The following is a 12,201-nucleotide window of genomic DNA, read 5'->3' as shown; positions in this document are numbered from 1 at the left end:
TGGGCAAGCAACGGGGGTGGGGCATGTCTAGCCGGGGAAGTTTTCCGGGATCTTCGCCTTGCTGCGCGCTTCGGCGGGGCTGATCAGGTTGCGCTTGACCAGCTCGGACAGGTTCTGGTCCAGGGTCTGCATGCCCACGTTCTGGCCGGTCTGGATGGCCGAGTACATCTGGGCCACCTTGGCTTCGCGGATCAGGTTGCGGATGGCGCTGGTGCCAATCATGATTTCGTGTGCCGCCACGCGGCCGCTGCCGTCCTTGACCTTGCACAGGGTCTGCGAGATCACGGCCACCAGCGACTCGGACAGCATTGCGCGGACCATGTCCTTCTCTTCGGCCGGGAACACGTCGATGATCCGGTCGATGGTCTTTGCAGCGCTGGAGGTGTGCAACGTGCCGAATACCAGGTGGCCGGTTTCGGCGGCGGTCATGGCCAGCCGGATGGTTTCCAGGTCGCGCATTTCGCCCACGAGGATGGCGTCCGGGTCTTCGCGCAGCGCCGAGCGCAGGGCGTTGGAGAACGACAGGGTGTGTGGGCCGACTTCGCGCTGGTTGACCAGGCACTTCTTGGATTCGTGCACGAACTCCACCGGGTCTTCCACCGTCAGGATGTGGCCGTACTCGGTTTCGTTCAGGTGGTTGACCATGCCCGCCAGCGTGGTCGATTTGCCCGAACCGGTGGGGCCGGTCACCAGCACCAGGCCGCGAGGGCGCAGGGCAAGGTCACCGAAGATCTTGGGCGCATTGAGCTGTTCCAGCGTCAGGATCTTGCTGGGAATCGTCCGGAACACCGCGCCCGCGCCGCGGTTGTGGTTGAAGGCGTTGACACGGAAGCGCGCCAGGCCTTCGATCTCGAACGAGAAGTCGCACTCCATGAACTCTTCATACTGCTTGCGCTGGCTGTCGTTCATGATGTCGTACACCATGCTGTGCACCATCTTGTGGTCCAGCGGTTCGACGTTGATGCGGCGCACGTCGCCGTGCACCCGTATCATGGGCGGGAGCCCGGCCGAGAGGTGGAGGTCGGATGCTTTGTTCTTGACGCTGAAGGCGAGCAGTTGGGTGATATCCATCCCGGGGTCCCGTGCAGTGTTGGTGTAACGGACTGATTATGACGACGATTGCAGGCAATCTCCAAGGGGTGCGGGAGCGGCTGGACAGGGCCTGTGCAGCGGCTGGCCGGGATGTGAAGTCGGTCACTTTGTTGGCGGTGTCCAAAACCTTCGGGCCCGACGATGTGGCGCAGGCCGTCGATGCCGGACAACAGGTTTTCGGCGAAAACTACATCCAGGAGGGTGTCGAGAAGGTGCTCGCGCTGCGGCAGCTGCGCCCCGGCGTTCCCTTGCAGTGGCACTGCATCGGCCCGGTGCAGAGCAACAAGACCCGGCTGGTGGCCGAGCACTTCGACTGGGTCCAGTCGGTCGACCGTCTCAAGATTGCCCAGCGGCTGAGCGACCAGCGCCCGGAGGGCCTGCCACCCCTGCAGGTGTGCCTGCAGGTCAATGTGGACGGTGGGGTCAACAAGTCCGGTGTGGCGCCGGAAGAAGTGATGGAACTGGCACAGGCGGTGGCGGCATTGCCACGCCTGCGCCTGCGCGGCCTGATGTGCATTCCGGAACCGGCCGAGGGCTTCGAAGCCCAGCGGGCCTTGTTCGCCCGGGCGAACGCACTGTTCGACCAGCTCAACGCCCGTGGACTGTCGCTCGACACCCTGTCGATGGGCATGAGTGACGACCTGGATGCGGCCGTGGCCGCTGGCTCCACCCTGGTGCGGGTGGGCCGGGCGGTGTTCGGCTACCGGGCGCCCAAGCCCGCCGCAGCGGACTGAGGGCGCCGCGCGCTCATTGTTTGGGTGTGGCGGCCGGTACCTGGATCGGCTTGACCGCGCCGCAATCGGCCGTGAGCCATTTGCCCTTGCCGTCGATCGTCGTGACGTGGGGCTTGCCATCGCGCAGTGCCTCGATGGTCATGTGGGTGTTGTAGCCCGTGTCACCCTGCAAGGTGTAGGTGCCCTCGCCCTTGGAGGGCGGGTTCTTGCAGACGAAGCTCATCTTCATGGTGTTGCCATTGCGCGCACCGAGGTTGGTGGTGCAGTCGCCCTGGGTCTGGTTGGGCATCTGCTGGCGGGCCGCCATTTCGGGGGTGATGCAGATCTTCAACGTCACGCCGCCACCGGCGTTGACCGACATGCCTTGCTTGCCCATCATGGCTTCCATCTGCTTGCGCTGCGCAGGCGGCATCGACTCCAGTTGCTTCTGCATCTGGGCCATGGCCTTTTCCATCTCGGGGTCACCGCCCATCTTGCTCTGCACCTCCCAGAGGCCGGGCTTGATGTTCTGGGCGAATGCGCTGGCCGAGCCGAGCAGCAGGATGGTCAGCAGGAGTCGGGAGGGGCGGGCGGACATGAAAGGCCTTTCAGGTGGTTGAAGACGGGGAGCGTTTCAGGAGATTGTGCTGTGGCCCGGACGGCGCGGGAATAGGGCGTTTGGTGGGTATGGGCGCCGCAAACCCGGGGTTTGACCGCCGTCAAACCGTCACAGCGGCAGCCGGCTGCTGTTCTTCACTTCTTCCATCACCGCGTAGGTACGCGTCTCGCGCACGCCCGGCAGTTGCCAGAGCACGCTTCCCGCGAAGTCGCGGAAGGCGGCCATGTCGGCCATGCGCGTCTTGATCAGGTAGTCGAAGCCGCCGGCCACCATGTGGCATTCCATGATTTCGTCGCGCACCTGCACCGCGGCCTTGAACTCGTTGAACACGTTGGGCGTGGTGCGGTCCAGCAGCACCTCGACGAAGACCAGCATGCCGCGTCCGAGCTTGAGCGGGTTCAGCCGCGCCTCGTAGCCCAGGATGTACCCGTCGCGCTGCAGCCGCTGGGTGCGCGCCAGCACGGCGGTGGGCGACAGCGCCACTGTCTCGGCCAGCTTGAGGTTGGAGATGCGCCCGTCGGCCTGCAGGACGTTCAGGATGCGCAGGTCGATGCGGTCGAGGTCGGTGGTGGTTTCGCTCATGGATAGTGAATTATCCGGTTGAGATGGAAAAAACAGCGAAAAATTCGTCTTGTGTTTCTTCAGACTCCGGACATTCACTGTTTTGTCCCGTTCAGGAGACCGCCATGCCCCGCACCACCGACCGACTGCCCTTCCCCTACCGGCCCGAGGCCGAGACCGTGGCCCAGCGACTGGCCGCGCTGCAGGGGGCGCTGGACTGGGCGGCGGCCGCACAGGTGGCCGCGCCCTGGGTGCGCGCGGTGCGCGAGAACCCGCCGCCCTTCTGGGCCATGGAGAGCTTGCTCAAGGAATACCCGATCTCCAGTGCCGAGGGCCTGGCCCTGATGCGCCTGGCCGAAGCCCTGCTGCGCGTGCCCGACGCCGAGACGGCCATCGCGCTGACGGCCGACCAGCTTGGCCGCGCGGACTTCGACGGCGCGGCCGACTCGACGCTGGCACGCCTGTCGTCCACCGCCATCGCCATGTCCAAACACTTCCTGCCCGACGCGGGCCACGAGCCGGGCCTGATGGCCAAGCTGGGTGCGCGCACCGTGGTCGCCGCGACGCTGCGCGCGGTGCAGCTGCTGGGGCGCCAGTTCGTGCTGGGCCAGACCATCGGCGAAGGCATGAAGGAGGCGACGGCGGCGCGCAAGAAGCAACCCAACCTCCAGTTCAGCTACGACATGCTGGGCGAGGGTGCCCGCACCGAGGACGACGCGCTGCGTTACCAGGCCAGCTACGAGAACGCCATCGCCGCCATCGCACAGGGCGCGGACCCGGCCCGTCACCCGGCGAAGAACGACGGCATCTCGATCAAGCTCAGTGCTCTGCACCCGCGCTACGAAGACGCGCAGCACGAGCGCGTGATGAACGAGCTGGTGCCGCGCGTGTGGACCCTGTGCCGCGCCGCCGCAACCGCCAACCTGAACCTGACCATCGACGCGGAAGAGGTGGACCGGCTCGAACTCTCGCTGGACGTCTTCGACGCCCTGGCCGCGCTGGTGGCCGAACACTGCCCGCGCTGGGAAGGGCTGGGCCTGGCCATGCAGGCCTACCAGACCCGCGCAGTCGAGCTGATTGCGCACATCGCGGCGCTCGCCCGCCAGTACAAGATCAAGTTCATGTGCCGTCTGGTCAAGGGCGCGTACTGGGATGCCGAAATCAAGCGCGCGCAGGAACAGGGCCTGCCCGCCTACCCGGTGTTCACCCACAAGCACCACACCGACGTGAGCTACCTGGCCTGCGCCAAGGCGCTGCTCGACGCGCCCGACGCGATCTTCCCGCAGTTCGCCACGCACAACGCTGGCACGATTGCGGCCATCCTTCAGATGGGCTCGCGCCAGGCCGTGCCGTTTGAATTGCAGCGCCTGCACGGCATGGGCGAGGGCATCTACCGCGAGGTGCTGAAGAACCCGTTGGTGAGCTGCCGCGTCTACGCGCCGGTGGGCGCGCACCGCGACCTGCTGGCCTACCTGGTGCGCCGCCTGCTGGAGAACGGCGCCAACTCGTCCTTCGTGCACCAGCTGGCCGACGAGTCGGTGGGCATGGACGAGCTGCTGATCTCGCCGCTGCGGCTGGAGCCGATGGCCTCGCTGCCGATGCCGATGGACCTGTACGGCGCCGGGCGTGCCAACAGCAGTGGCCGTGACCTGTGCGTGATCGCCCAGCGCGATGAACTGCTGGCGGCGCACGCGGCCTGCGTCGTGCCGCTGGTGGCGGAAGCGAAGGCCGCTGACGCCGCCGAGGCCGTAGCCCGCGCCGACAGCGCCTTTGGCGCCTGGAACCACACACCGGTGGAGCAGCGGGCCGCCGTGCTGCGTTTTGCCGCCGCCGCGCTGGACGACGCTTTGCCGCGCTTCTGCGCCCTGCTGGTGAAAGAGGCGCACAAGACCTGGGGCGATGCCGTGTCCGAGGTGCGTGAGGCGGTGGACTTCCTGCGCTACTACGCCAACGAGGCCGAGCGTGTGCAGGCGCCGCAGACCCTGCCCGGGCCCACGGGCGAGAGCAACACCCTGCGCCTGGAAGGCCGCGGTGCCTGGGTTTGCATCAGTCCCTGGAATTTCCCCCTGGCGATCTTCATGGGCCAGGTCGCGGCCGCGCTGGCCACCGGCAATACCGTGCTGGCCAAGCCGGCCGAGCAGACCCCGGCGGTGGCACTGGAAGGCGTGAAGCTGCTGCACACGGCCGGCATCCCGGCCGACGCGCTGCAGCTGCTGCACGGCCCGGGTGAGACGGTGGGCGCGGCGCTGGTGGCGGCGCCCGGCGTGGCCGGCGTGGTGTTCACCGGCTCGACCCAGGTGGCCAAGATCATCCAGCGCGCGCTGGCGGCCAAGGATGGCCCCATCGTGCCGCTGATCGCCGAGACCGGCGGCATCAACGCCATGCTGGTGGACAGCACGGCCCTGCCCGAGCAGGTGGCCGACGCGGTGGTGCAGAGCGCCTTCCGCAGCGCTGGTCAGCGTTGCTCGGCCCTGCGCCTGCTGTGCGTGCACGAGGCGATTGCCGACGGCGTGATCGAAATGATCCAGGGTGCGGCAAAAGAACTGGTGGCAGGTGACCCTTCGCAACTGTCGACCGACCTGGGGCCGGTGATCGACGCCGAGGCGTTTGACAACATCCAGCGGCATGTCGCTCGCCTGCGCGGCAGCGCCAAGGCCTTGCTGCCCGAAGCCGAAGCACAGAAGCCCATGCCCAACCTGGTGCCGCCGCAGATGTTCGAGGTCGGCGCGATCAGCGACGTGACGCAGGAGATCTTCGGCCCGGTGCTGCAGGTCGTGCGCTGGGGCGGCGATCCGATGGACGTGATCCGCCAGATCAACGCCCTGGGATACGGCCTGACCTTGGGCATCCAGACCCGCATCGACAGCCGCGCGCAGGCACTCGCCACGGCGGCGCGCGTGGGCAACGTCTACGTCAACCGCAACATGATCGGGGCGGTGGTGGGCGTGCAGCCCTTCGGCGGCGAAGGCCTGTCGGGCACCGGTCCCAAGGCCGGCGGGCCCAACTACCTGCTGCGCTTCTGCGCCGAGCAGACGCTGACCATCAACACCACGGCCGCGGGCGGCAACGTGGCGCTGTTCGCGGGTTGAACGCCATGGTTTGAGCGCCATGTCGCGCGCTTGACCGGGGGCGGCTGGGCGCGGCGGAACAATGCCGCCATGAAACCCTTTTGCGCTCCGCTGCAGTCCCAGGTGGTTGAAGTCTGCGTTGCCGTCGGCGACACGGTGCGGGCCGGTGATCCGCTCGTGATCGTCGAGGCGATGAAGATGGAGCATGAGCTGCGTGCCGATGCAGACGGCTGCGTGTCCGAGCTGCTGTGTGTCACCGGGGACGTGGTGCACGAGGGAGATCCGCTGCTGGTGCTCGCGCCGGTCGCCGCTGGCACACCAACCGGGGCGCCGGCCCGGTCCGAAACGCCTGCCGTCAACGCCGAGCGGGCTGATCTGGCCCGGCTGCGCGAGCGCGAGCGCTTCCTCCTCGATGCCGCGCGTCCGGACGCGGTCGCCAAGCGCCACGCGCTGGGTATGCGAACCGCGCGGGAGAACATCGCCGATCTGTGCGACGAGGGCTCGTTCCTCGAATATGGCGCGCTGGCTGTGGCGGCGCAGCGCAGCCGGCGCAGCGCGGAGGACCTGGTCGCGAACACGCCGGCCGACGGCATGGTGACCGGCATCGGCTCGGTCAACGGGGCAACGTTCGGTGCCGAAGGTTCGCGCACCGTGGTCATGGCCTACGACGCCACCGTGCTGGCTGGCACGCAGGGCATGCGCAACCACGCCAAGACCGACCGCCTGCTGGGCATTGCGCTGGAGCAGCGGCTGCCGGTGGTGCTGTTCGCGGAGGGGGGCGGCGGCCGGCCGGGCGACACCGACATGCCCATCGTTGCGGGGTTGCATGTCGGCACATTCGCGGCTTTCGCACGTCTTTCCGGACAGGTGCCGGTGGTCGGCATCGCGGCCGGGCGTTGCTTCGCGGGCAACGCGGCCCTGCTGGGCTGCAGCGACGTCGTGATCGCCACACGCGGCGCCAACATCGGGATGGGCGGACCGGCCATGGTCGAGGGCGGAGGACTCGGGGTGTTCCGGCCCGAAGACATCGGGCCCTCGGACGTGCAACACGCCAACGGCGTGATCGACATCCTGGTGGACGACGAGGCCGGGGCGGTGGCTGCGGCAAAGCACTATCTGTCGTTTTTCCAGGGGAGCGCGACCGGCTGGACCGCACCCGACGCCGAGGCCCTGCGCGACGTGGTGCCCGAGAACCGGGTGCGCGCCTACGACAGCCGTCCGGCGCTATTGGGGCTGGTCGACATGGGCAGCCTGCTGCCGCTGCGCACCGGATTCGGCGCCGGCATCCATACCGCACTGGGCCGCATCGAGGGCCGGCCGGTGGGCCTGATCGCCAGCAACCCGCTGCACCAGGGCGGCGCGATCGACGCCGATGCGGCCGACAAGGCGGCGCGCTTCATGCGGCTGTGCGACGCCCATGGCCTGCCCATCGTCAGCCTGGTCGACACGCCCGGCTTCATGGTCGGCCCGGCCACGGAAGCCACGGCCCAGGTGAGGCACGTCAGCCGGCTGTTCGTGCGCGCGGCCCACCTTCGGGTACCGGTGTTCTCGGTGGTGATGCGCAAGGGCTACGGGCTGGGCGCGATGGGCATGACGGCGGGCGGCTTTCACGCGCCAGTGTTCACCGTTGCCTGGCCCTCGGCCGAGTTCGGCGCCATGGGGCTGGAAGGTGCGGTGCGGCTGGGCTACCGCAAGGAGCTGGAGGGTGTGCCGGAGGGGCCGGAGCGCGAGGCGCTGTTCCAGCGCCTGCTGGCGCAGATGGTGGCACGCGGATCGGCGATCGAGATGGCGACCACACTGGAGATCGATGCCGTCATCGACCCGGCGCACACGCGGCGCTGGCTGGCGCAGGGGCTGGCGGGTGCCCGCATTGGCGAGCCGCAACCGCGCGGAGGGATCGATCCCTGGTGAGACAGGCGCGGGAGGCCCGGACGGGCGGCCGCAGGGCTCAGTTCAGTTCGCCGAAGGCGGTGGCGCGCACGCCGGCGCTGGGCGATTGCGGCGCGGTCTGGTTGATGTTGATCCAGAACTCGCAGACATGCTTCATCGCCGACAGGAACTGTGCGAATTCGGTCGGCTTGGCGATGTAGGCGTTGGTGCCCGCGTCGTAGGCGCGCTGCAGGTCGCTCGGTTCGGTCGACGAGGTCAGCACCACCACCGGAATGTTGCGCAGCGCGTCCGAACCCTTGATTTCCTTGAGCACGCCAATGCCATCGAGCAGTGGCATCTTCAGGTCCAGCAGCACCAGCACCGGGTTGCCACCAGGCCGGTCGGCGAACGCGTCGCGGCGGTACAGGTAGTCGAGGGCCTGCATGCCGTCGGATACGTGGGTGACGCGGCCGTCCAGACCATGGCGCGCGAGCGCCAGCTTGGTCAGTTCGGCATCGTCCGGGTTGTCCTCAACGAGCAGGATGGCTTCTGCGTTCTTGTTCATGGTTCCAAGGCGGCGGGTATGGAGTCTGGAGACGTCTCTGAAGGGCTGCAGCCTTCAAACGGCAGCGAGAAATGGAACACGCTGCCCTCCCCCGGTTGGCTTTCTGCCCAAATGCTACCACCGTGCCGTTCCAGAATGCGGCGGGTGAGGGCCAGGCCGATGCCGGTGCCCTCGAAATCCGAGGCACGGTGCAGCCGCTGGAAGACGCCAAACAGCTTCTGCGCGTATTTGGTGTCGAAACCGACACCGTTGTCCTTCACGTAGAAGGTGTAGCCCACCGCGGGATCGACGCTCCAGCCGATCTCGATGCGGGCCCGTTCCCGGGGGCGGGTGTATTTGAAGGCATTGCCCAGCAGGTTGGCCCAGACCTCGCGCAGCAGCAGCGCGTCGCCCTGGACCACCGGCAGGTCTTGGGCGATCACCCAGTCCACGACACGGCCCTCGGTGTCGTGCGCAATCTGGCTGACCACGGCCTCGACCAGCATGGTGAAGTCCACCGGCATGACGTTGACCGCCGCCCGACCCAGGCGCGAGAACGCCAGCAGTCCGTCGATCAGCTGGCTCATGTGGCGCGCCGAATTGCCGATCGTGCCCAGGTAGCGCAGCGTGGTGTCGTCGCCGTTGTTGGCCAGGTGCTCCTCCAGCAGGCTCACGAAGCTGGAGATGTGGCGCAGGGGTGAGCGCAGGTCGTGCGAGACGGAGTACGAGAAAGACTCCAGGTCCTTGTTGGCGGCCAGCAGCTGTTCGGTGCGCTCGACAACCCGGTTTTCCAGCTCGTCGTTGATGTTGCGCATCAGGTCGTCCAGCCGCTTGGCGTCGGTCATGTCGCGGCTGATCTTGGCAAAGCCCTTGAGTTCGCCCGCGTCGTCGCGCAGCGCGATCAGCAGCGAGTGCGACCAGTAGCGCGAGGCGTCCTTGCGCGACTGCCAGGTGTGCAGCTCGTGCTGCCCGCGCGAGGCCGCCATGCGCAGCATCTGCTCCGCGCTTTCCATCGCGCCCTCCGGGTTGTCCAGCTCCAGCAGCTTGGCGTAGTGCTGGCCCAGCATTTCGGAGGGCGAGAAACCTTCCATGCGCTGGGCGCTGTCGGTCCAGTCGGTGACCCGACCTTCGTCGTCCATGAAGAAGATGCAGTACTCGCGCAGGTTGTCGGCCATCAGGCGGAACCGCTGCTCGCTTTCCAGCAACTCCATCGAACGCTCGCGGATGCGCACTTCCAGCTCGTCGTTGTGCTGGTTCACGCGCTCCTCGGCCCGCTTGCGCTCGGTGATGTCGATGATCTGCACGATCACGCCCTGCACCAGTCCGTCGATGGTGTTGGGCAGAAAGGTTCCGCTGATGTAGAACGACGAACCGTCCGGTGCCTTGCGCCAGGCTTCGTAGTGCTGCGTGTGGCCGTCCAGTGCGCCTTGCAGCCGCGGCTGGATGTCGTGCCAGATTTCTTCCGGCAGGCATTCGCTCGCATGCAGACCGAGGATGCGGGCCGGATCCAGGCCGTAGAGGCGTTTGTGCTCGTCGTTGGCGAAGCGGAACCGCAGCATCGCATCGAGGTAGGCGATCACGCCCGGGACATGGTTGGTCACCGTCTGCAGGAACCGCTGGTTCTCGCGCAGCGCCATTTCGGCCTGCTTGCGCTGCGTGATGTCCACCACCGTGGTGTTGCTGCGCAGGAAGTTGCCCTGCGCATCGCACACTGCCGCTGAGGACACCAGGGCGTGGAACACCGTGTTGTCCTTGCGCCGCATCTCGTACTCCGCGCCGGAGAGCACGCCGTCACGGATCAGGGAACCCATCCGGTCTTCGACCATGGCAACCCGGGAGGGCAGCACCACGTCGCGGAAGCTGAGTTTGCCGATCACCTCTTCGCGCCGGTACCCCAGCCACTGCAGTTCGGTGTCGTTGATCGACACGAATTTGCCCTCGCGGTCGAGCGAGTGGTAGCCGCAGGGGGCGAGGTTGTAAAGGGTCTGCGCTTGCGACAGGGCCTCGGCCAGCTGCAGGTTGGCCTCCTGCACCCGGTCTTCGGAGGCCTTGCGTTCGGTGATGTCCACCAGCTGGATGAACAGGCCTTTGACCTGCCCGTCCTGCCAGTACGGCGTGTACTGGACGCTGGCGTAGAAGCTGTGGCCGTCGGGGAACGTGCGCGGCCCTTCGAAATGTTGTGCTTCGCCGGCCAGAGCGGCCTTCAGCCGCTCCTGCGAACTGGCGAACGTCTCCGGGCTGGCGATCTGGCTCAGGTGCAGTCCGACCATGTCTTCGGAGCGGGTGCCCGTCCAGCGCGCATACGCGGCATTGGCGAAGCGGCAGATCAGGTGGGTGTCGAAGAAGGCGAACTGGACCGGGATGCTGTTGGTGATGGTCTGCAGGAACTGGCCCTGCGAAACAAAAGCCTGTTCGGCCGCCTTGCGGGCAGTGATGTCCACCAGCGTGTTGTTGGTGCGGACAAAGCGGCCGTTGTCGTCGACCACTGCCGTGCTGCTGAGCAAGGCCACGAAGCTCGATCCGTCGCGACGGCTCATGGCGACTTCGGCCGCATCCAGCTTCTCGCCGGCGATCAGCCTTTTGAGCCGGTCCTGGATCACATGCTGGTGGCCCGGCTGCACGAAGTCGCGGAAACGCTTCTTCCCGATCACCTCGTCACGTGTATAGCCCAGCCAGTCCAGCTCGGTCTGGTTGATCATCACGTAGGTGCCGTCGGCACCCACCGAGTGGTAGCCGCAGGGCGCCTGGTTGTAGAGGGTCTGTGCTTCCTGCAGCGTCTGCCGCAGGCGCTCGTTGAGCGCCACCATTTCGGCCGTGCGCGCCTGCACCCGGGACTCCAGGTCGGCGTTGAGCTGCTGGATCTGCTTCTGCTGTTCGTGCGTTTCGGTGATGTCGCGGGATACGGCCAGCAGCATCACCGCCTTGCCCTGACTGTCGGTGATCTGGGACACCACCGTGTCCCACCACTTGGGCGTGCCCTTGAATGTGGTGCCCGCGGCGATGAAGCGGGCGCTGCCAGAAGTCCTGGCCTGTTCCAGGACGCTGCGCGCCAACGGGCGGGTGGCCTCGGGCCACCAGGTGGTCCAGTCGGTACCACGCACCTGCTCAAAATCGTCGACCTCGACCAGCCGGCAACCCTGCGCTGTCATCTGCAGCACGCGGCCATCCAGATCGAGCACCTTGTTGCAGTCGGGGCTGCTGGCGATGATCTGGCGGTTGAGTTCGTCCTTGATGCGGGCTTCGGCCTCCAGCTTGCGCAGCTGGCTGATGTCCTGCACGAAGCCCAGCTGTTCCACCAGCGTTCCATGCTCGTCGAACTGCGGGATGTTGCGGGCAATCACATGGACGATGGTGTCCGTTCCCGGCGGCAGGATTCGAAATTCCAGGCTGGTGCCTTCCCCCTTGGCCACACCGTTCTTCCAGCGCTCCTTGACCTGCGCCAGGTCGTCCGGATGGATGCATTGGAACCATCCAAGATCGGGAAATTCGTGCGCTTCCAGCCCGAAAATCTGTTGCATCATCGCGTCGACGTTCAGCAGCTTGCCATCCGGCTGGACACGGAACATGCCGATCGGAAATACGTTGCCCAGCGCTGCAAAAAGGGAGCTGTAGGGGTCGGAGGTTCCGGTGGGGCGGTCGCGTACCGACACCCCGTCGTCTGCGGGTGCCTGTCTGGCGGTGTTCCCTGGAAAGCGGTGGATGGCGCTCATCGCTTTCCACTGTACCGCAGGGAGG

At 66.9% G+C, this 12,201-nt stretch carries 7 protein-coding genes and 1 pseudogene; 3 read left to right on the top strand and 5 right to left on the bottom strand.

Features of this window, described 5'->3' with window-relative positions:
* Window positions 1-27: 27 nt before the first annotated feature.
* On the bottom strand, window positions 28-1,071 hold the full coding sequence (locus ACLIJ1_RS14300) for a type IV pilus twitching motility protein PilT (RefSeq protein WP_411366202.1): 1,044 nt from the start codon (window positions 1,069-1,071) through the stop codon (window positions 28-30).
* A 38-nt stretch (window positions 1,072-1,109) separates the two neighbouring features.
* On the opposite strand from ACLIJ1_RS14300, the gene ACLIJ1_RS14295 reads away from it, so the two are divergent.
* A complete protein-coding gene (locus ACLIJ1_RS14295; RefSeq protein WP_411366201.1) occupies window positions 1,110-1,826 on the top strand; it encodes a YggS family pyridoxal phosphate-dependent enzyme in 717 nt (238 codons plus the stop codon).
* 13 nt (window positions 1,827-1,839) lie between these two features.
* Here the strand turns inward: ACLIJ1_RS14295 and ACLIJ1_RS14290 are convergent, their stop codons facing one another.
* Both ACLIJ1_RS14290 and ACLIJ1_RS14285 read right to left on the bottom strand, forming a co-directional pair.
* Window positions 1,840-2,403: a DUF3617 domain-containing protein gene (locus ACLIJ1_RS14290; protein ID WP_411366200.1), complete on the bottom strand. Its 564-nt coding sequence runs from the start codon at window positions 2,401-2,403 to the stop codon at window positions 1,840-1,842.
* A 129-nt stretch (window positions 2,404-2,532) separates the two neighbouring features.
* On the bottom strand, window positions 2,533-3,006 hold the full coding sequence (locus tag ACLIJ1_RS14285; protein WP_411366199.1) for an Lrp/AsnC ligand binding domain-containing protein: 474 nt from the start codon (window positions 3,004-3,006) through the stop codon (window positions 2,533-2,535).
* A gap of 104 nt (window positions 3,007-3,110) precedes the next feature.
* Here ACLIJ1_RS14285 and ACLIJ1_RS14280 point away from each other — a divergent pair, with 104 nt between their 5' ends.
* Both ACLIJ1_RS14280 and ACLIJ1_RS14275 read left to right on the top strand, forming a co-directional pair.
* Complete coding sequence (locus tag ACLIJ1_RS14280) at window positions 3,111-6,074, top strand: L-glutamate gamma-semialdehyde dehydrogenase (protein WP_411366198.1); 2,964 nt, start codon at window positions 3,111-3,113, stop codon at window positions 6,072-6,074.
* A gap of 84 nt (window positions 6,075-6,158) precedes the next feature.
* Window positions 6,159-7,964: pseudogene (locus ACLIJ1_RS14275) on the top strand (carboxyl transferase domain-containing protein); the annotation flags it as partial.
* A gap of 37 nt (window positions 7,965-8,001) precedes the next feature.
* On the opposite strand, the gene ACLIJ1_RS14270 reads toward ACLIJ1_RS14275, so the two are convergent.
* Entirely contained in the window at window positions 8,002-8,487 is a 486-nt protein-coding gene (locus ACLIJ1_RS14270; RefSeq protein ID WP_411366197.1) for a response regulator, read from the bottom strand.
* Window positions 8,484-12,176 (bottom strand): PAS domain S-box protein, encoded by a 3,693-nt coding sequence (locus tag ACLIJ1_RS14265; RefSeq protein WP_411366196.1) that lies wholly within the window; start codon window positions 12,174-12,176, stop codon window positions 8,484-8,486. The genes ACLIJ1_RS14270 and ACLIJ1_RS14265 overlap by 4 nt, the downstream gene beginning before the upstream one ends.
* Window positions 12,177-12,201: the final 25 nt, after the last annotated feature.

This window comes from Hydrogenophaga sp. RWCD_12 (genome assembly GCF_046604225.1).
GTDB lineage: Bacteria > Pseudomonadota > Gammaproteobacteria > Burkholderiales > Burkholderiaceae_C > Hydrogenophaga.
The sequence above is the reverse complement of the archived record's forward strand: the minus strand, read 5'-3'. Positions and strand labels throughout refer to the sequence as shown.